The sequence below is a fragment of the Collinsella sp. CLA-JM-H32 genome (genome assembly GCF_040098165.1).
In the GTDB taxonomy this organism is placed as follows: domain Bacteria; phylum Actinomycetota; class Coriobacteriia; order Coriobacteriales; family Coriobacteriaceae; genus Collinsella.
Map to the genome: position 1 here is coordinate 61,899 of NZ_JBBNMZ010000011.1, position 20,150 is coordinate 82,048.

The window sequence follows — 20,150 nt, forward strand, 5'->3', positions numbered from 1 at the left end:
AACTTCTACTATAGAAGGAGAAAGGTATGTCAAATCAGCCGCATCGATACCGCATTGTGCTCGATTACATCGAGCCTTGGCTCGATGAGCAGGATGAGTCTACGTTGCGACAGATTTACGCAGACCTTTTGGTACTTGAGAAAGAAGGTCCTAGCCTTGGTCGTCCGCTGGTTGACCGCGTGAAGGGCTCGAAATTGCATCATTTAAAGGAACTAAGGGTGACGTCGTGCGGACCGTCGGTGATTCGTATCCTTTTTGCCTTTGACCCCAAACGTCAGGCAGTGTTGCTGTTGGCGGGAGATAAGTCGCAGGCGGAGTCGTCGAAGGCAAAGTGGAACGGCTGGTATGCGATCAGCATTCCCAGGGCGGAACAAATATACCGTCGCCACGTAAGGAGGCTCGATCGAGATGGAACTGCATGAGTATATGGAATCTCGCGGGATAACACGCGACTCCATTACCGCCGAGCAGGAGAGGACTCGCGATCGTATCGAAGCCTATAAGCTTGCTCAGATTCGCAGGTTAAAAGATCTAACACAGGCGTCGGTCGCCCAGTCGATGGGTGTTTCTCAAAAACGCATATCGGAGCTCGAGCGCGGGGAGCTGGGATCAATGAGGCTCGACACGCTGAGCAGGTACGCAGAAAGTCTCGGCGGAAAGCTTGTCGCAAGCATTGAGTTTCCCGATCGTACCGTTACGCTTGCTCGCTAAAAATCTGCAATAACCCCCTCACTTTCACCGACTACTACGGCCGCTCACCAAACCAACATGCGCTCTGGGCAAATAGGTTGAACGTTTCGTGCGAGAATGCCCCACAGTAAACAAACTTGCACCAGAGCGTAAGGGGCTGGCATACACATGCAGACGGTCTATCGGGTATACGAGGGAGCGCGCGAGCCGCATCGGCTTGCCGTCGAGCGCACGGCCGAGGTGCTCGGTCGCGGCGGCCTGGCGCTGATCCCGACCGAGACGGTCTACGGTGTCGCCGTGGCGGCTAATGCCTTCTCGGATGCAATTCCTCAAGATACAAGTGGGCCCAAGCCGTGGCCGCGCGACCCGCAGGCTGCCGTCAACGGTGCCGCGGTCCCCGCACTCGGTACCGGCTATCGCCGCATCTTTACCCTTAAGCAGCGCGAACTCACGCAAACCGTCGCTTGGCTGGTCGATGGCGTCGAAGCACTCGACCGCTATGGCGTGGATATCCCGGAAGATGCCCGCGTACTCGCGCGACGATGCTGGCCGGGAGCCCTGACTATCGTGGTCAAGGCAGCCCCCTGCGTGCCGACCTTTATGCGCGCTGCCGACGACACCGTGGCCCTGCGCGCTTCGGCCTCTCCCGTGGTCCAAGCGCTCATCCGCGCCTGCGGCAGTCCCCTTGCCTGCACGAGCGCCAACACGCACGGCGCGCCTTCGCCGGCAAGCTTTGCCGCCGTCGAGGGTCGCATCCTGGAGGGGGTCGATGTTGCCGTCGACGCCGGTGAGACCCCGTGTCGCGACGCCTCGACCATCGTGTCGTTCCAGCACGGCGGGCTCCAGATCCTGCGCCAAGGCGCACTTCCCGCATCAGAGATCGAGCGGGTCCTGTCCGACCCGATGCAATAGAAGGGTGTAAGCGATGTCGTTGAATCTGGGCAGCCTGGGCATGGAAGATGCCTCGTTTAACTTTGGCGGTTCCTACATCATGGCGCTCGACTGCGGCACTACCTCGGTACTCGCGGCCATTGTCGACGAATACGGCTGCATCGTCGCGCAGGCGCGTCGTAGCGTCAAAACCAGCTTCCCGCGCCCCGGCTGGGTGGAGCAGGATCCCACGGAGGTGCTTGCCAGCCAGATCGGCGTGATGATGGAGGTTCAGTTTAAGAGCGGCATCCATTCCGATCGCATCGCCGCCATCGGCATCTCCAACCAGCGCGAGACCACGGTGGTCTGGGACCGCGTGAGCGGCCAGCCCATCTATAACGCCATCGTATGGCAGTGCCGTCGTACCGCGCCGGCGATCGACGCGTTGGTTGAACAGGGTTGCGAGGAGCTGGTGCGCTCCCGCACGGGACTTACGCTTGACCCGTATTTCTCGGCCTCTAAGGTGCAGTGGATTCTCGACAACGTCGACGGCGCACGCGAGAGCGCGGCGGCGGGCGACCTCATGTTTGGCACCATCGACACCTGGCTCATCTACAACCTCACCGGCGGCCAGGTCTTTGCCACCGACTACACCAATGCCAGCCGCACGGCACTCTTTAATATCCATACGCTCGATTGGGACGACGACCTGCTGGCGCTCTTTGACGTTCCACGTTCCATGATGCCCGAGGTTCGCTGGAGCTCGGGCGACTACGGCCGCGTCGCGAGCGACATCATGACCAACATGCCGCCCATCATGGGTGTGGCGGGCGACCAGCAGGCATCGCTGTTCGGTCACTGCTGCTTCTATCCCGGCCAGACCAAAAACACCTATGGCACGGGCTGCTTTATGCTCATGAACACCGGCGACGAGATCGTCGAATCCAAGAATGGCCTGGTCTCCACCATCGGTATCGCTGCGGACGGCAAAGTCAGCTATGCGCTCGAGGGCTCTATTTTTGCCGCCGGCTCAACGATGAACTGGCTTCGCAACAACGTGGGCATCATCTCGAGCGTGAGCGAGTCGGCACAACTCGCCGCTTCGATTAGCGACAACGAGGGCTGCTACTTCGTTCCCGCCTTTGCGGGTTTGGGCGCTCCCTGGTGGGACCCGCATGCCCGCGGTATCGTGTGCGGTCTGACCGGCGCCTCGAGCCGTGCGACCATCGTACGTGCCGCCTGCGAATCCATGGCATATCAGAGCTACGACGTGCTGCGCGCCATGGAGCAGGACGTGGGGCTTTCGATCGAGCGCCTGTCTGTCGATGGCGGTGCCTCGCGCAACGAGTTCATCATGCAATTCCAGGCCGACCTGCTGGATATCCCCGTGCTGCAATGCGAGACGGTGGAGACCACGGCAATCGGTGCCGCGTACTTGGCGGGTCTTGCCGTCGGCTATTGGGAAGACCTGGAGGAGCTGGAGCAAAATGCCCAGATCGTTAGGACCTTCCTTCCCCACATGTCCGCCGAGCGCCGCGAGCAAAACCTTGCGGGCTGGCGTGATGCAGTCAGGCGCTCGCTCAGCACCGCACAGTAGGGCTGCGATGGGCTGCTCGATACAACAAACCGCTAAACTAATGCATGGCGTGCGGCGGCAACATTGCTGCACGCCTTGTCAGCAAGGCCGTTTTGCGGCCGCAACGAAAGGGGCAATCAATCCATGACCGTCACCTACGATGCGTCCCGTGTGACGCTTGTCGATCACCCGCTCGTCCAGCACAAGCTGTCGATCCTGCGCGACAAAAACACCGGCACCAACCAGTTCCGTCAGCTCGTGCGCGAACTCGCGCTTTTTGACGGCTACGAGGCCATGCGCGACCTGCCTATGGAAGACGTCGAGGTCGAGACCCCCATCACTACCGCCACGTTCAAACAGCTTGCTGGCAAGAAACTCGCCATCGTGCCCATCCTGCGTGCGGGCCTTGGCATGGTCGATGGCATCCTCGACCTGGTGCCCTCCGCTCGCGTGGGCCACATCGGCATGGAGCGCGACGAGGTTACCCACGAGCCGCACGAGTATTACTGCAAGATGCCCAAGGATATCGACCAGCGCATCTGCCTGGTCGTCGACCCCATGCTCGCCACGGGCGGTTCGGCCGAGATGGCCATTAGCTACCTGCGCGAGCGCGGTGTCAAGGACATCCGCATGCTGTGCATCGTCGCGGCCCCCGAGGGCCTCAAGTCGCTGACTGAGAAGGACCCAGATGTGCATATCTATACCTGCGCCATCGACGACCATCTCAACGAGGCTGCCTACATCGTTCCCGGCCTGGGCGACGCCGGTGACCGCATCTACGGCACGCTCTAGTCGCTGGGCTAAGACGACCGCGGCTGCAAATACGAAGAAACGGTGCGCGCGGACGAACAAAAGGCGACCGCGCGCACTCCTGTTAACGGACGTTTTGCCCTGCAGGGTTCGAGAAAAACGTATTACCGTACCTGCGGCATAAAGAAGGTCTTAAGAAAACGAACAGGTGCGTATTAACCGATGCTTTTTCGGTTGTACTTTAGCGATTGGCTCGTACAATAGTCACCAATGTTTGGCGGGAACTGTTCTGTGAAGCGTTAAAAAGGAAAGTGAGGACGCCAGTGTTTCAGATAGCCGATCTGCTCGCTATCGTTGCAGGCGCCATCGCGGGCGCAATTGCCTTCCTTCCCTTTGTCTTTACGCTCAAGCCGGTTCTTGACGATAAACAGAATGCGGACATGCTCAAGGGTATGGTGAGTCTGGCGGTCTCGGCAATCGCCCTGCTCGTCTTTACCTTGGTTGTGTTTGTGTTGTTCGGAGAGGTATTTCGCATGTTCCTCTTGGGCGAGGCGATCGGCTTCGTGGCCTTTATGGCCGCCTGCACGGTTCGCGTCGCCAAGGCGCTGCGAGATCCTCATGAGGTCGAAAGGTAAGTCGTGGAAATTTTTGAAAAGCTGCCTGATGAGATTAATCATCTGGTCAGCGAGTTCAGCTCCACCCCTGTCGTGGGCGATCTGAGCTGCGGCATCACGCAGTACTCGTTTTGGCTGATCGTCTCCACGATCGTGCTCCTGATCGTCCTGGCCGTGTTCAAGAAGAAGCAGACCCTGGTTCCCAAGGGCTTCTTCGTCAACGGTTTCGAGTACATCATCGAGTACGTCGAGAACGATATCGGCAAGGGCGTCGTGGGTGAGAACTGGAAGAAGCACTTCCCGTTCCTGTGCTCGCTTTTCCTGTTCATCCTGATCAATAACATGATCGGCCTGATCCCGGGAATGAAGCCCGGCACCGGTGCAATCGGCTCCACCGCCGCGCTCGCCATCTTCGCCTTCGTGTACTTCATCTACTACGGATGCAAGGCTCACGGCGTGATCGGCTACATCAAGAGCCTCGCTCCGCAGGGCGTGAGCTTCCCGATGAACGTGCTCGTGTGGGTCGTCGAGCTTTTCTCGACCTTCCTGCGCCTCATCACGCTCGCCGTCCGTCTGTTCTGCAACATGTTCGCAGGACACGTGGTCATGGGCTCGTTCGCCATCATGGCGAGCATGTTCATGCAGCCGCTGCTTCAGCAGGTTTCCGCGGCCCACGCCGTCGGCGCCCTGCCTTCGCTGGCCTGGCTTGCCATTCTCATCCTGATCTATGCGATCGAGCTTGTGGTCGGCGCCATCCAGGCTTACGTCTTCACGGTCCTTACCGCCGTGTATGTCTCCGAGGCAGAGGAGGTCGCGGAGGAGGAGTAGTCTTCCGTTCGCGCCTTAAAGGTAAGGCAATTCGTTAAACCGCCGGTGCCCGTACCCATGGAGCCCGGCAGTTATAAAAAGGTTATCCTGCGTGAAATAAGACACGCACGACAAAGGAGGAATCGTGGGAGTTATCGGTTACGGTCTCGGTGTTATCGGCGCTGGTCTTGCTATCGGCCTGTCTGCTCTGGGTGCTACGGGTGCTATGGCCCGTCAGCCTGAGGTCCAGGGCCGCGTGTTCACCGTCTTCATCATGGGCTCCGCTTTCGGCGAGGCTCTGGCTCTGATCGGCTTCGTTGTCGCGCTGATCGTTAAATAGCACGGAGCGTCAAGTATGAATCTTTCATCCCAGAAGAGCGCGATCGCACTCTCCGCGTCCGCGGCCGCGCTGCTCATGCCGGTTTCCGCGTTCGCCGAGGACGGCGCCGCCGGTGCGGACATCCTCATCCCTAAGATGGCGGAGTTCATCCCGGCGCTTATCGCCTTCCTGATTATCTGGATCGTGCTGGCCAAGGTCGCCCTGCCGGGCATCATGAAAACCATGGAGGAGCGCGGCAAGAAGATCGAGGAGAGCCTCGACGAGGCCGAGAAGACCAAGCAGGAGGCTATCGCCAAGCGCGCTGAGTCCGACTCGATCGTCACCGACGCCCGTCGTCAGGCTGCCGACATCGTTCTCGAGGCCCGTAAGGACGCCGAGTCCGAGCGTGCCCGTATCATCGAGGCTGCTCACAAGGAGGCCGAGGAGATCATCGCCAAGGCCCATACGACCGTCGAGGACGAGCGCAAGTCCATCTACGCCGGTGCCGCGAGCTCCATCGCCGACCTGTCCGTTGCCGTCGCCACCAAGATCGTGGGCGAGGCACTCGAGGACGATGCCGAGCAGAAGAAGCTCATCGAGCGCTATATCCAGGAAGCAGGTAGCCTGAATGCCGACTAGCCGCTATCAGGACAAGGTGCTCGAGACCTACGCGCGTTCCCTTTTGGAAGCCGCCAAGGCCGAGAACCATGTGTTCGAGGACCTCGAGATGATCGAGCGCTTGGCTTCTGCCAGCCCCGAGATCATCGCCGTGCTCGACACCATGTCCAAGCGCGACCAGCTCGACCTTCTTCCCAAGGTGGCAGCTGCCTTTAAGTATGTTGCCGAGGAAGACGAGGATGTAGTGGGCGTGACCGTCACCACGGCGATCCCGCTCGACGACGAGCTGCGTCAAACCATCACTAAGAAATGCGAGCAGGACTTCGGCCGCAAGGTATTCCTTATCGAGCAGGTCGACCCGTCTATCGTGGGCGGCCTGGTGCTCGAGGCCCGCGGCGAGCGTCGTGACATTTCCGTCAAGACGCAGCTGCGCATCGCGCAGGAGACCCTCGCAAACTCTGCTAATTCGTACGGAGGTGAAGCCTAATGTCCGAAACCCTCAATGCCCAGGATATCGCCAAGAAACTGCAGGAGCAGCTCACGAGCCTCTCCGCGACGGTCGATACGCATGAGGTTTCAACGGTCGACGAGGTAGGCGACGGCATCGCGCGCGTCTCCGGCCTCAAGAGCGCCATGGCAGGCGAGCTTCTGGAGTTCAAGAGCTCCGATACCGGTGAGACCGTCTTCGGCCTTGCCCAGAACCTTGACCGTGACGAGGTCGGCGCCGTTCTGTTCGGTGCCGTCGACTCCATCAAGGAAGGCGACGAGTGCCGCACCACTGGCCGCGTTATGGATATCCCCGTGAGCCGTGCCATGCTCGGCCGCGTCGTCAATCCGCTCGGCCAGCCCATCGACGGCCTGGGCGACATCGTCGCTACGCACCGTCGCCCCATCGAGTTCAAGGCTCCCGGCGTCATCGATCGTACCCCGGTGTGCGAGCCGGTTCAGACCGGTCTGCTCGCTATCGACTCCATGGTGCCTATTGGCCGCGGTCAGCGTGAGCTCATCATCGGTGACCGTAAGACCGGTAAGACCGCCATCGCCATCGACGCTATCCTCAACCAGCGCGGCAAGGGCATGGTCTGCATCTATGTCGCCATCGGCCAGAAGGCCTCCACGGTTGCCAACATCCGCGAGACCCTCGCTCAGCACGGTGCGCTCGACTACACCATCATCGTTTCGGCCACCGCTGCCGATTCCGCCCCTATGCAGTACATCGCGCCTATGGCCGGTGCCGCTATTGGCGAGTTCTTTATGTACAACGGCGAGGACGGCAAGCCCGCCAGCGAGACCAACCCCGGCGGCCACGTGCTCGTCATCTACGATGACCTGTCCAAGCAGGCTGTGGCCTACCGTCAGATGTCGCTGACGCTGCATCGTCCGCCCGGACGCGAGGCCTATCCTGGCGACATCTTCTACCTGCACTCTCGTCTGCTCGAGCGTGCCGTCAAGATGTCCAAGAAGAACGGTTACGGCTCCATGACGGCACTGCCGATCATCGAGACCCAGGACGGCGACGTCTCGGCCTACATTCCGACCAACGTCATTTCCATTACCGATGGTCAGATCTACCTGCAGTCCGAGCTCTTCTTCCAGGGTCAGCGCCCGGCAGTCGACGTGGGTATCTCCGTGTCCCGCGTCGGTGGCGATGCGCAGACCAAGGCCATGAAGCAGGTCGCCGGCAACCTCCGTCTGGACCTCGCTTCCTATCAGGAGCTCGCTGGCTTTACGCAGTTTGGCTCCGACCTCGACGAGGCTACTCAGAAGCAGCTGACCCATGGTGCCCGCATGACCGAGCTCCTGAAGCAGCCGCGCTACAAGCCGTTTGAGGTTGGCGAGCAGATCGTTACGCTGTTCGCTGGCAACGAGGGCTTCCTGGATGACCTGGAGATTGCCGACGTGCTGCCTTTCCGTGCCGAGCTCATCGAGTACATGGACAATGGCTTTGGCTCGCTGCTCGACAAGGTTCGCGCCAAGAAGATCGATGATGACACCAAGGCTGAGCTCTTGCGCGTCATCGGCGACTTCAAGCAGCAGTTCATGGCCAAGCACCATTCGGATGTTTCTGGATCAGAGGAGAACTAAGCCCCATGGCCAACCTTCGCGACATTAAGAAGCGAATCTCCTCGGTTACCACGACCAAGCAGATCACGCGCACGATGGAGATGGTCTCTACGGCCAAGATTCGTCGTGCCCTCGATCGCTCCAAGCAGGCCGAGCCCTATAAGGAGGCGCTGACCGACGTCATGTTGACGGTCGCCGGCGACGCCTCCTGTTCGGGCACCGATCCCATGCTGCAGAAGCATGAGAGCGTCAAGCATGGCCTGATTGTCGTTATTGCCTCGGACCGCGGCCTTGCCGGCGGTTTCAATACGACGGTGGAGCGCACGGCCGAAAAGCTCGCCGCTTCTTGGGCGAACGACGGCATCGAATGCGAGATCATCGCGTGCGGGCGTAAGCCGGCCACGTATTTCCGTGACCGCGCAAACGTTGTCATGCACTTTGAGGGCAACTCCTCTGAGCCCGATTTCAATCAGGCCCGCATGATCTCCTCTCATATCTGCGATGCGTATCGTGCCGGTGAGCTTGACCGTGTCGAGCTTGTCTACCACCACGCCAAGAACCGCGTGGATCAGGAGCTTCGCGTCGAGCATCTGTTGCCGCTCGACCCCGAGATGATCGCTATGGCCCACGGTCCGCGTAAGAACGAGACCGACGCCCCTAAGCGCATCTCGTCCACGTTCGAGTTCGTGCCCTCTCCCGAGCATGTTCTCGGCAAGCTTGTGCCGTCTTATATCCTGACGGTCATCTACCAGGCCCTGATCGATTCGGCGGCTGCCGAGCAGGGTGCACGCCGCAAGGCCATGCACTCCGCGACGGAAAACGCCACCGCGATCATCTCGACCCTTACCCGCACGTATAGTCGCGTGCGCCAGGCTTCGATCACGACCGAGATTAACGAGATCGTCGGCGGAGCCTCAGCATTGGAGGAACAGTAATGGCTAATAACACCGTAAAGCTTGCGGTCGAGGAAGCCACCAAGAAGACGACTGCCGGTGATGGTCGCATCGTGCGAATCATCGGCCCTGTCGTCGACGTCAAGTTTGACGGCGCGGTGCCCCCGATCTACAACGCGCTCACGGTCGAGGCCGAGACCCCGATCGGTCATCTGAGCACGATCCTCGAGGTCGAGAGCCAGCTTCCGGGCGGCGTCGTCCGCACGGTCGCCATGTCCTCGACCGACGGCCTGCAGCGCGGCCTCATCGCCACCGATACCGGTGAGCCCATGAAGATGCCCGTTGGTCCCAAGACGCTCGGCCGCATTTGGAACGTCATGGGCAAGCCCGTCGACGGCAAGCCCATGCCCGAGGTGGAGGAGTTCTACCCCATCCACCATGCAGCGCCCCGTTTCGACGAGCTCACCACCAAGACCGAGATCTTCGAGACCGGCATCAAGGCCGTCGACCTGCTCGAGCCCTACATCCGCGGCGGCAAGACAGGTCTGTTCGGCGGCGCCGGCGTCGGCAAGACCGTTCTGATCCAGGAGCTCATCAACAACCTCGCCCAGGAGCACGGCGGCACCTCGGTGTTCACCGGCGTCGGCGAGCGTACCCGCGAGGGCACCGACCTGTTCCTCGAGATGAGCGAGTCTGGCGTTATTGACAAGACCTGCTTGGTCTATGGTCAGATGAACGAGCCGCCCGGAGCGCGTCTGCGCATCGGTCTGGCCGGCCTTACCACCGCTGAGTACTTCCGCGATCGCGGCCAGGACGTTCTGCTGTTCATCGACAACATCTTCCGCTTCTCCCAGGCAGGTTCCGAGGTTTCCGCACTGCTGGGCCGTATGCCGTCCGCCGTTGGTTACCAGCCCACGCTGGCAACCGAGATGGGCGACCTCCAGGAGCGCATTACCTCGACCAAGACGGGCTCCATTACCTCCGTCCAGGCTGTCTACGTCCCCGCAGACGACCTGACCGACCCGGCGCCTGCCACGACGTTTACGCACCTCGACGCCACCACGGTTCTTTCGCGTAGCATTTCGTCGCTCGGCCTGTTCCCGGCTATCGACCCGCTCGCATCTTCCTCCGACGCTCTCGATCCCTCGATTGTCGGCGAGGAGCACTACCGTGTCGCCGTCAAGGTCCAGGAGCTCCTGCAGGAGTACTCCGACCTTCAGGACATCATCGCCATTCTGGGTATGGACGAGCTGTCCGAGGAGCAGCGCCTTACGGTCAACCGTGCCCGTAAGATTCAGCAGTTCCTCTCGCAGTCCTTCCACGTCGCCGAGAAGTTCACCGGCAACCCCGGTGTCTACGTCCGCGTCGAGGATACCGTCCGCTCTTTCGCCGAGATTGTCGACGGCAAGGCCGATGACCTGCCCGAGCAGGCTTTCCGCTATGCTTCCACGATTGAGGACGTGCGCGAGCGCGCCCGCAAGATGGGGGAGAAGTAGGTTATGCGTATCCGCATCGTGTGCCCCGTGAGCTGCGCCTATGAGGGCGACGCTGCGTTTGTGTCGATTCCGTCCACGGATGGCGAGTTTGGCGTTCTGCCTGCTCACTCCAGCGAGATCTGCACGATCGACCGCGGTTACGTTCGCGTTTCCGATAAGGCCATGGGCACTGTCGACCACACGTTTGCCGTGGCCGGCGGCTATGCCCAGGTTGCGGACGATGTCGTGACCGTTCTCGCCGAGCGCGCTTGCGATTTGGCGACCGTCGATGCCGACAAGCTTAAAGCTGATATTCAAGGTTTTGAAGAGAAGCTGGGTAATTTGTCGGAGGATGATGCACGCCGCGCCTACCTCTATAATGAAATCGCATGGTGTAAGCTCAAGCTTGCCCAATAGTCAAACGATTTAGCGTTCGACCATTTGCGAACACATCATGCCCGGGATGGCCCAGCCACCCCGGGCATGCTTTTTGAAAGGGTAGACCTTGGATATTATCCGCGTTGAGGGTGGCCACGCCATCGGAGGCTCCGTGCCCGTTTCGGGCGCCAAGAACTCCGCGCTCAAACTCATGGCGGCAACGCTTCTGGCGCCGGGCAAGACGACGCTGCAGAACGTGCCCGATATTTCCGATGTCCACGTGATGGGCAAGGTGCTCAAAGGCATGGGCGCTACGATCGATGTTCTCGACGAACACACGCTCGAGATTGATACCTCTCAGGTCGATTCATGGGAGGCCCCCTACGAGCTCGTTGCCAAGATGCGCGCTTCCACCGCCGTCATGGGACCCCTGCTGGGCCGCTTCCATCGCGCCAAAATTGCCATGCCGGGCGGCTGCAACCTGGGTGCTCGCAAGATCGATATGCACATTCTTGGTCTTGAGGCCCTGGGCGTTGAGTTCGATACCGCCCACGGTTACATCAACGCTAATGCGCCCCAAGGTCTGCGCGGTACCACCGTCACGCTCGAGTTCGCCAGCGTCGGTGCGACCGAGAACCTCATCATGGCCTCTGTGCGCGCACAGGGCACCACGGTTATCGATAATGCCGCCCGCGAGCCCGAGATCGTCGATCTCGCTAACATGCTCAGCGAGATGGGCGCCAAGATTGTTGGCGCCGGTACGCCCGTCGTGACTATCGAAGGCGTGGAAGAGCTCCATCCCGTTACCCATCGCGTGGTGGGCGACCGCATCGAGGCCGGTACCTTTATCGTTGCCGGTGCGTTGATGGCCGACGATCGCGGTGTCGACGTCACGGGTTTTTGCCCCATTCACTTGGGCATGGTGCTCAAGAAGATGGAGCTCATGGGTATCGACTGCGAGCGCGTCGAAGATGGCGTCCATGTGAACCGTGCCGAGCGTATCAAGCCGGTCGACATCCAGACGCTTCCGTTCCCCGGTTTCCCGACCGACATGCAGGCGCAGATTATGGTGCTCTCCGCCCTTGCCGACGGCAGTTCCGTTATTACCGAAAATATCTTCGAGAATCGCTTTATGTTTGCCTCTGAGCTGATGCGCATGGGTGCCGACATTCGTATCGAGAGCCATCATGCCATGATTCATGGCGTCAAGGGCTTCTCGGGTGCACAGGTTACCTCGCCCGATCTGCGTGGCGGAGCGGCCCTCGTCGTAGCGGGCTTGATCGCCGACGGGACGACCGAGGTTTCGGCCATCCATCACATCAAGCGCGGCTACGAGCAGTTTGTCGAAAAGCTGCAGGCGCTCGGCGCGCATGTCGAGCATGCTACCGTCCCCGATCCCGTCATCTACTAATACAGGTTGCCTATGTTTAATAAAAAGCCCCTCGCGGATACCACCGCCCGAAGACCCTCAACTGGTGCGCAGGCCAAGATCTACAGTCGCGATAACGTGGCTCGCTATTCCGAGCGCGCTCGTCAACGTCGTCGTAGCCACACGATTCGTCACGTCGCGCTCATTGTCGTGCTTGGCGTGCTGCTGAGTGCCACTACCGCTGCCGGCCTGTGGTTTGCCACCATTATGGGCAAGCTCGGCGATTCCAATGTCATTACCGACAATCTGCGTCGGGTTCTGGTTGACACCGATGAGGCAAAGGATCCGTTCTACGTGCTGCTTCTTGGCACCGACGGCCGTCCGGGCGAGGATACGTATCGTGCCGACTCGATTATCCTGGCACGCATCGACCCCACGCAAAAGCAGGCGACGCTCATTTCCGTTCCGCGCGACACCAAGGTCGAGTACAAGGGCGAGACCATGAAGATCAACGCCTGCCATACCGTTGGCGGCGCCGAGGCCATGGTCGAGGCGGTCAACGAGCTGTGCGGTGTTCAGATTTCCCACTATGCCGAGGTCAGCTTCGACGGTATGCAGGCGCTGATTGATTCGGTTGGCGGTATCGACATTAACGCAACCGATGATGTTGACGACCCCGAGCACCTGGATATTAAGATTACCGCTGGCCAGCAGCATATGGACGGTGCCACCGCCCTTACCTATGCCCGCTGCCGCTACACCTATGCCGACGGCGATTACACGCGCATGCGCCACCAGCGCCAGGTGCTTGGCGCCCTTGCCAACCAGATTCTCAATAACTTCGATGCCACGAAGATCTTTGGCCTGGTTAATTCGCTGTCCGATATGCTCGTAACCGATATGAGCGTTCAGGATATCGTGGCTACGGTCAACGCCATGCGCGGTATGGATGTCGACGGTATCTACTCGGCCAACCTGCCCTCGTACGCCGACGACAGCACCATGATCGACGGTGTGAGCTACGTCTTTGTCTACGAGGACGAGCTCAAGGAAATGATGGAGCGCGTCGATGCCGGCAAGGATCCCAAGGGTCCCAACACCATGGGTCTTTCCGATGGTTCCAGCTCTACGATTGGCGACCTGAACAACAACACGTCTGACGATTACGCAAACGGTACCGCAACCTCATCGGTCAGCTCTGACGATTCCGATGACTCAAGCGATTCAAGCGATTCGGACTACTACGAAGAGCCCACCGGCGACGGCAACGGCTACGAAGCTAACTACTAGAGTTACGGCGTTTTACCAAACGCCGTAACGACTCGACGCTGCGCGGGCCGCATTTGGACAATCTGACGTTCAACTTCAAGGGCGCGACCAGAAGGTCAGCGCCCTTTCGCTTCACGTCACCTTGTCTCAAATGCGACCCGCTCGCTGTCGTTGCCAAAACATCGGCGTTGCCGGAACACTTGGCACTTGGGGACGTTCCTTTTAATATGAGCAGGACATTGTCAAGAGGCAAAATCGGGCCTGGCCCCAACGATATGGGGTCAGGCCCTCTCCCTATATCAGCCCGTCCGCGGCGACCTCGGCGTGTCTTACCGACGCTCGTCTTTGCAGTTTAATATCCGCCCGCGGCGATCTCTCGCTGGGCAATCCGTTGCTACGGCTGAGGCTTCTACGTCGAACCGACAGTCTGTGCACGCGTGTGGCGCCCTGGGCGCTCGCAGAAAAGGGACCTGAGGTTCGCCTCAACGGCTTCGGATCGAACCGCTTCCGGGGTGACTGGCTTATGTGCGGGGGACCGCCCCCCTACGCCTCCTCGGCCATGAGGCCGACCGCCCATACCCAGCAGGCGAGCTCGCGCGCCGTGGCCACGTTCGCCTTGTTGCCGTGGACCCCGCGCGCGAGCAGCGCCTCCCGCCTCTCGACCAGCCTCCGCACGCCCTTGGCGGCATGCCTCCGGGCGCCCCGGTCCGGGGCCTGGCCCTTGGCGAGGTCCTTCGGCCGCCCCGAGCACGTCAGGTAGTGCCACGCGGCCTCGACCAGCGTCTTCCTCAGGTGCTTGTTGCCAGCCTTGGTGATCGCGCCCCTGCGGTCGCTCTCCCCGCTGGAGTGCTCGGAGGGCGTCAGGCCGACCCACGCCGCGAACGAGCGGGCGTTCCTGAACCTCGAGAACTCGCCGGCCTCGAACACGAGGTCGGCGGCGGACGCGGTGTCTACGCCCTTGAGGCGGCGGAGGGAGTCGACCCTCTTCCTCCACCTGGGCTTGCGGGCCTCGGCCTCGACGAGCCCCTCGAGCCTCGCCTTCTCCTCCGCCGCCCGCCTGACCGCGTCGACGTAGTAGGCGAGCACGTCGTTGTCGGCCCTCTCCGCGAACCTTATCGACTCGATCCAGGACCAGTGCGCCCGGGTCCAGTTGCCCTTCCTGCGGCCGGTGGGCGTCCTCTCGTCGAAGACGAGCCCGTGCCTGAGCAGGAACTTGGAGAGCCACTGCTTCGAGCGCGAGAGGTCGTCCCTCGCGTCCTCGAGCGCCCTGGTCAGGTCGCGGGCGGCCTCGCACTCGTCGTCGGGGACCCACACCTCGACCACGTTGCCGACCGACAGCATGCGGGCGAGGAACTCGGCGTCGTTGCGGTCGTTCTTCCTGCGCCTGTCCGCGCTGGGCTTGATCATCTTCGAGACGGCGCCGACCACGCAGTCGACCCCCAGGCCGGAGAGCCTCTTCTGCAGGTCGAAGCCCGTGACCCCGGACTCGTACACGCACCTGGCCCTGGGGTCCGCGGAACGGACCCACTCCGCGACGGCGCCGGCGTCGTAGCCGAAGGTCGCGGCACGTACCTCCCCGGTCATGACGTCGAGGGAGACGGCCTTTATCGAGCGGGCGTGGACGTCGAGGCCGATGAAGGTGGTAGTATCGAGCATGGGAGCCCCTTCCATGAATGCGGCGTGGCCGCCACGGTTGGATTAGACACTCACCATTGTCGGCCTAATCCGCGGTCTTTCATGCAGCAGGGGCTCTCAATGTTTTTATGTCCTGCTCATATCGTCTGTGCCGGCAGTTTGGGACACTCCTTGCGTTAAGAGGCTGGCGTGCGTCAACCTGTTCACATTGCAGCAAAAAAATCGCCCCGTTCTCGGTTGAGGACGGGGCGATTCGTCTTTCGGACTTGTGCAGCCAGGCTTATGCAAAGCGGGCGACGAGCTCCTGGAGCACATCGGTCATCTTGACGAGCGAACTGACCGGGACGAACTCGTTGACGCCGTGGTAGCAATAGCCGCCGGTGGAAAGGTTGGGGCAGGGCAGACCGCGGAACGACAGCTGCGCGCCGTCGGTGCCGCCGCGAATCGGCAGCACTTGGGGCTCAACGCCGCAGGCAAGGTAGGCTTCCTTGGCAACATCAATAAGCTCGGGATAGTCACGAACGATCTCGGCCATATTTCGATACTGCTGCTTAATCTCGACCGTCACACGCTCCTCACCCAGACGCTGGTTGAGCATCGAGGCGGCGGCATCAATAAGGTCGAGTTTCTGCTGGAACTTGGCGGCGTCATGGTCGCGGACGATATAGCGCGCTGTGGCGTGATCGACGGTCGCAGATACACCCTCAAGGTGATAAAAGCCCTCGTAGCCTTCCGTATACTCCGGGCGCTGCACGTAGGGGAGCAACGCGTTGAAGTCGCAGAACAGATTGCCTGCGTTGACCATACGACCCTTAGCGTCGCCCGGGTGGATGGACTGGCCCTCAAAGCGGACGGTCGCCTCGGCGGCGTTAAAGCACTCCCACTCCAGCTCGCCGATGGGGCCGCCGTCGACCGTGTAGGCGTACTTGCAGCCAAAGGTATCGATATCCAACAGCTCGGCTCCGTGGCCGATCTCCTCGTCAGGGCAGAAACAAATGCCGAGTGCGGGATGGGGCAGAGAAGGGTCCTGAGCGATACGCGCGACAAGCGACATGATCTCGGCGACGCCTGCCTTGTCGTCTGCGCCCAGCAGCGTGGTGCCGTCGCTGCAGACCAGGTCCTCACCCGCGAGGTCATTCAGGGCGGGAAGCTTGGCGGTACTCATGGCAACGGGTTTACCGTCAACCGTGCCGCAGACCAGGTTGCCGCCTTCGTAGTGCACGATGTGCGGTTTCACGCCGGCGCCCGGTGCAACTTCGGTGGTGTCGAGATGGGCGATCAGGCCCAGGGCGGGCTTGTCCTCAGCGCCCGCACTTGCTGGGATATGCGCGCAGACATAGGCGTGCTCGGTCACGTGGGCATCTTCCGCACCAAGCTCGCGCAGTTCTTCAGCCAGTACGTTGGCAAGGTCAAACTGAACGGCGCTCGAGGGTACCTGGTCGCAGTTTGCATCCTCGGACTGCGTGTTGATCTGGACGTAGCGCAAAAAGCGCTCGAGGACATCGGGGCTCGTGGTGGTGTTTTCCATAAAGACCGCTCCAATCTTGGTTGTCGTGTGCAACAAGAACTCTAGCACGGTATGCCACGGCATACCGTGACGCTTGGATGGGGTAGAATCAGCCATTGAATGCAGAAGGGACGGAAGATCATGGATACGACAAATAGCTCGCGCGAACTACATCTGACGGTGGCGAACGAAGACTACTTGGAGTGCATGGTTCGCATTGAAAGCGAAGAGGGGGAAACCAACGGCGTGCGATCGGTCGACATCGCGCAGCGCCTTGGCGTCTCCAAGGCATCGGTCAATAAAGCGGTTTCGGCGCTCAAGGCATCCGAACTTGTCGAGCAATCGCACTACGGCAAGGTAGTCCTGACCGATCGCGGCCGCGAGGTTGGTACGGCTATCTGGTACCGTCATCGCCTCATCCGCACGTTTTTGGTTCAGGAGCTCGGTGTCGAATTTGAGCGAGCCGATTCCGAGGCCTGCATGATGGAGCATGCGCTTTCCGAGGACACGATGAACCGCTGGCTCGCCTATCTCGAAAAGCAGGGAATCAGCGTCGAGGAATAGCGGGATATATATGGATACGAGTTATTACAACCGCTTTGGTGCCGAGGAACTTACGCGCCGCTTGTCGAGCGAGACCTTGTTGGCGCAGGGCCCCATGGGCAGTGTTCTGTTGAGTGAGTACGATGCCGCCGACATTCCACCGGCGTTTTGGAATCTGGCAGAGCCGCAGACCGTTTCTCGTATCCATCGCTTGTATGTCGCCGCCGGCGCGCAGGTGCTCATTACCAACACCTTTCAGGCATCGAGCTATGCCCTCAAGCACGACCAGATTGCGCCGTCCGTGGCGGAGGTCAATCGCGGGGCCGTCGACGATGCCCGCCAGGCGCACCCTCAGCTGCTGCTGGGCTCGATGGGCCCGATCGGTATTGAGTGGTTTGCCGAGGACTCTGCCGAGTATCGTGAAATCCGAGGCATTGCGCGCGAACAGGCGCACGCCTTGCTCAATGCCGGCGTTGACGGTCTGCTGATCGAGACGGTGACTTCTATCCGTAATTTGCAGCCCATGCTTGCCGGCGCCCGAGATGCCGCCGACGGCATGCCTGTTCTGGTGAGTTTTGTCGTTGACGATAAAGGCGACCTGTTGGGCGATGGCCTCAACATTGAGGCAGCCGTTTTGTACGCCGAAAAACACGGCGCAAACTCGGTTGGTGTTAATTGCTGTTCGCTTGCGGCCGCGAACGCGGCGGTGCCCAGGATGGTTGCATCGGCGACTACTCCCGTCACGGTGCGTCCCAACGTAGGCGATCCGGTCCAGACTCAGGATGGCCCCGTATGGCACGAGAACCCCGAAGCTTTCGCGCGCGCATGCATCGAATGGGGACATGCCGGTGCCGCAATGGTGGGCAGTTGCTGTGGAACCACGGCAATCACTACGGCCGCGATGGCCGAGGCGCTCGATATATAAAGGGCAAACCGCTCCATACGGGGCGGTTTTTTTATTGCTTGCATGTCCTCGGCAGCATTTGCCCAAATGGTGAATGCTGGTGCCGGCAGGTTGCCGAGTGCATGTTGCGGGTATACCCCATGCGTACCATGATCCAAACACTGTGAGGTGTCTGCGCGTGTGCGCGATAATTCATTTTGGAACTGACGGTTGGCGCGCTCGCGTCGATGAGGACTTCACTGCCGATAACGTTGCCCGTATCGCCGATGCCGTCGGCGAGTTGTGGCAAAAGACCAATCCGGGCAAAACGGTATATATAGGGTTCGACACCCGGCCCCTGGCGCGCGAGTTCGCTGAGCTTGCGGCGGGCGTGCTAGCAGCGCACGGGCTAGACGCCGTGCTCGCTTCGCGACCTGTCCCGACCCCTGCCCTTACGTGGGCGGCGGCTTATGACGGTGAAGCGTGCGGCGCGCTCATGGTGACGGGGTCCCATCATCCGCAGGGCTATCTGTGCCTCAAGATTCGCATGGGTGACGGCTCGACCGCCAACCAGGATGTCATCGAAGAGCTCGAAGAGACTATGGCTCCCGAGCCAATGGGGATCGAGGGGCAATATCGCACCGCGGATATCATTCCTGACTATATGCAGGCGGTGGCATCGTTTGTCGATGCCGAAGCCATCCGCGCCGCGCACCTGCGCGTGGTTGTCGATCCCATGGGCGGCGCAGCCCAGGGCTATCTAGCCGACTTGCTGCGCGAGCTTGGCGTTGAGGTGCACGAGATTCACGCCGGCCAGGCGTCTGACCAAGAAGATATCTGCCCCGACCCCGTTGAACCGTGGGTGGACGCTTGCGAGCGCACGGTTATCGAGGACGGAGCTTGCGCTGGCCTGGTGACCGACGGCGACGCCGACCGTATCGGCGCGGTTGACGAGCGCGGCAGATATATACATCCGCATCAGATCATGGCGCTCGTTTTGGGCGACTTGGTTCAATTTCGTAATTTGGAGGGGCGCGTCGTCGTCAATCTTTCATGCTCGACGCTCGTGCGTCGCATTGCCGAGACGCTTGGCTGCCGCGTGACCGTCAAACCAGTCGGTTTCAAATATATAGCGGCGGAGATGAAGAAGGGCGGCGTCCTCATGGGCGGCGAAGAAGCCGGTGGTATCGGCATCGCCGCGCATATGCCCGAGCGCGATGGAATCCTCGCCTGTCTGATTCTGTGTGAGCTTATGGCAAAGACGGACGCGCCTTTGGGCGTTCTGGTCGACCAACTCGAGGACAGTTTTGGTAAGACGAGTTACGGTCGACGCGATTTGCGCCTTGAGGCCGAAGATGCCGAAACGTTACGAACCCTGCTGCCGGGCGTAAACCCCAAGTCGATTTGTGGCAAGGTGCCGCAAAACGTTAGTCATATGGATGGCTTGCGTTTGGCATTCGAGGATGACACGTGGCTGCTGGTCCGTCCTAGCGGGACCGAACCGGTGGTGCGCGTCTACGCCGAGGGGTTCTCGGTGGAAGAACGTGACGAGTTGCTCGATGCTGGCTGTGCTTTAGCTAGGGGAACGTATCCGCTTTAACCATGAGACTGCCTTATATAAAGAGATGCTCGGCGAGCGGTAGGTAACGGCTGGCAAACGTTAGTCGGATTCCAAGATGTGTGGGAAATGTGTACGCCCAGATTCCCGCCCGCGGGGCCCCTCCGGTCTGGCAATATATCTCCTTGCCGCGCGGACCGGTGGAACCGGATCAGCCGCGGGGCGTGCACCTTGAGAACCGGATACTGCGAGGATGGACACACCAGATGTGTCGCATCCGGGCAGACATCGAACCATTTGAAATGGTCTAACTTGGATTTGTTTTTCGCAAG

Annotated in this window: 21 protein-coding genes; 19 read left to right on the forward strand and 2 right to left on the reverse strand. The window is 60.6% G+C overall.

What is annotated here, in order from left to right:
• Positions 1 to 26 precede the first annotated feature (26 nt).
• The 16 genes from AAA021_RS07815 to AAA021_RS07890 all read left to right on the forward strand — a co-directional run bounded on the left by AAA021_RS07815 (position 27) and on the right by AAA021_RS07890 (position 13,713).
• A complete protein-coding gene (locus AAA021_RS07815) occupies positions 27 to 422 on the forward strand; it encodes a type II toxin-antitoxin system RelE/ParE family toxin (RefSeq protein WP_349088765.1) in 396 nt (131 codons plus the stop codon).
• A complete protein-coding gene (locus AAA021_RS07820) occupies positions 409 to 711 on the forward strand; it encodes a helix-turn-helix domain-containing protein (protein ID WP_349088766.1) in 303 nt (100 codons plus the stop codon). The genes AAA021_RS07815 and AAA021_RS07820 overlap by 14 nt, the downstream gene beginning before the upstream one ends.
• Positions 712 to 858: 147 nt before the next feature.
• The gene (locus AAA021_RS07825; protein ID WP_349088767.1) at positions 859 to 1,602 is read left to right on the forward strand and encodes an L-threonylcarbamoyladenylate synthase; all 744 of its coding nucleotides are present in this window, start codon (positions 859 to 861) and stop codon (positions 1,600 to 1,602) included.
• Positions 1,603 to 1,615: 13 nt separating this feature from the next.
• A complete protein-coding gene (gene glpK, locus AAA021_RS07830; RefSeq protein ID WP_349088768.1) occupies positions 1,616 to 3,157 on the forward strand; it encodes a glycerol kinase GlpK in 1,542 nt (513 codons plus the stop codon).
• A gap of 123 nt (positions 3,158 to 3,280) precedes the next feature.
• Positions 3,281 to 3,928 (forward strand): uracil phosphoribosyltransferase, encoded by a 648-nt coding sequence (gene upp, locus AAA021_RS07835; protein WP_040359658.1) that lies wholly within the window; start codon positions 3,281 to 3,283, stop codon positions 3,926 to 3,928.
• Positions 3,929 to 4,209: 281 nt separating this feature from the next.
• On the forward strand, positions 4,210 to 4,521 hold the full coding sequence (locus tag AAA021_RS07840) for a hypothetical protein (RefSeq protein ID WP_349088769.1): 312 nt from the start codon (positions 4,210 to 4,212) through the stop codon (positions 4,519 to 4,521).
• Positions 4,522 to 4,524: 3 nt separating this feature from the next.
• Positions 4,525 to 5,328, forward strand: coding sequence for a F0F1 ATP synthase subunit A (atpB, locus tag AAA021_RS07845; RefSeq protein ID WP_022094263.1), 804 nt, complete (start codon positions 4,525 to 4,527; stop codon positions 5,326 to 5,328).
• Between the two features lie 124 nt (positions 5,329 to 5,452).
• A complete protein-coding gene (locus tag AAA021_RS07850; RefSeq protein ID WP_022094262.1) occupies positions 5,453 to 5,647 on the forward strand; it encodes an ATP synthase subunit C in 195 nt (64 codons plus the stop codon).
• A 15-nt stretch (positions 5,648 to 5,662) separates the two neighbouring features.
• Positions 5,663 to 6,265, forward strand: coding sequence for a F0F1 ATP synthase subunit B (gene atpF, locus AAA021_RS07855; RefSeq protein WP_006235712.1), 603 nt, complete (start codon positions 5,663 to 5,665; stop codon positions 6,263 to 6,265).
• Entirely contained in the window at positions 6,255 to 6,731 is a 477-nt protein-coding gene (locus tag AAA021_RS07860) for a F0F1 ATP synthase subunit delta (protein ID WP_006235713.1), read from the forward strand. Before atpF ends, AAA021_RS07860 begins: the two co-directional genes overlap by 11 nt.
• Positions 6,731 to 8,329, forward strand: coding sequence for a F0F1 ATP synthase subunit alpha (atpA, locus tag AAA021_RS07865; RefSeq protein WP_006235714.1), 1,599 nt, complete (start codon positions 6,731 to 6,733; stop codon positions 8,327 to 8,329). The genes AAA021_RS07860 and atpA overlap by 1 nt, the downstream gene beginning before the upstream one ends.
• 5 nt (positions 8,330 to 8,334) lie before the next feature.
• Positions 8,335 to 9,243, forward strand: coding sequence for an ATP synthase F1 subunit gamma (atpG, locus tag AAA021_RS07870; RefSeq protein ID WP_006235716.1), 909 nt, complete (start codon positions 8,335 to 8,337; stop codon positions 9,241 to 9,243).
• A complete protein-coding gene (gene atpD, locus AAA021_RS07875; RefSeq protein WP_006235717.1) occupies positions 9,243 to 10,697 on the forward strand; it encodes a F0F1 ATP synthase subunit beta in 1,455 nt (484 codons plus the stop codon). Before atpG ends, atpD begins: the two co-directional genes overlap by 1 nt.
• Positions 10,698 to 10,700: 3 nt before the next feature.
• Positions 10,701 to 11,093 carry an ATP synthase F1 subunit epsilon gene (gene atpC / locus AAA021_RS07880; protein WP_006235718.1) on the forward strand — a complete coding sequence of 131 codons (393 nt, stop codon included), beginning with the start codon at positions 10,701 to 10,703 and terminating at the stop codon, positions 11,091 to 11,093.
• Positions 11,094 to 11,181: 88 nt separating this feature from the next.
• Positions 11,182 to 12,465, forward strand: a complete 1,284-nt coding sequence (gene murA, locus AAA021_RS07885) for a UDP-N-acetylglucosamine 1-carboxyvinyltransferase (RefSeq protein WP_349088770.1) — start codon at positions 11,182 to 11,184, stop codon at positions 12,463 to 12,465.
• A 12-nt stretch (positions 12,466 to 12,477) separates the two neighbouring features.
• Positions 12,478 to 13,713, forward strand: coding sequence for an LCP family protein (locus tag AAA021_RS07890; RefSeq protein ID WP_006235722.1), 1,236 nt, complete (start codon positions 12,478 to 12,480; stop codon positions 13,711 to 13,713).
• A gap of 522 nt (positions 13,714 to 14,235) precedes the next feature.
• On the opposite strand, the gene AAA021_RS07895 is transcribed toward AAA021_RS07890, so the two are convergent.
• Together AAA021_RS07895 and pepT are read right to left on the reverse strand one after the other, a co-directional pair.
• A complete protein-coding gene (locus AAA021_RS07895) occupies positions 14,236 to 15,348 on the reverse strand; it encodes an IS110 family transposase (RefSeq protein ID WP_349088771.1) in 1,113 nt (370 codons plus the stop codon).
• 259 nt (positions 15,349 to 15,607) lie between these two features.
• Positions 15,608 to 16,855, reverse strand: a complete 1,248-nt coding sequence (gene pepT / locus AAA021_RS07900; protein WP_138113473.1) for a peptidase T — start codon at positions 16,853 to 16,855, stop codon at positions 15,608 to 15,610.
• Between the two features lie 120 nt (positions 16,856 to 16,975).
• On the opposite strand from pepT, the gene AAA021_RS07905 reads away from it, so the two are divergent.
• From AAA021_RS07905 to AAA021_RS07915, 3 genes are all read left to right on the forward strand, one after another.
• Entirely contained in the window at positions 16,976 to 17,398 is a 423-nt protein-coding gene (locus AAA021_RS07905) for a metal-dependent transcriptional regulator (protein WP_035138800.1), read from the forward strand.
• A gap of 10 nt (positions 17,399 to 17,408) precedes the next feature.
• Complete coding sequence (locus AAA021_RS07910; protein WP_349088772.1) at positions 17,409 to 18,302, forward strand: homocysteine S-methyltransferase family protein; 894 nt, start codon at positions 17,409 to 17,411, stop codon at positions 18,300 to 18,302.
• A 157-nt stretch (positions 18,303 to 18,459) separates the two neighbouring features.
• Positions 18,460 to 19,860, forward strand: coding sequence for a phosphoglucomutase/phosphomannomutase family protein (locus AAA021_RS07915; RefSeq protein ID WP_271747462.1), 1,401 nt, complete (start codon positions 18,460 to 18,462; stop codon positions 19,858 to 19,860).
• Positions 19,861 to 20,150: the final 290 nt, after the last annotated feature.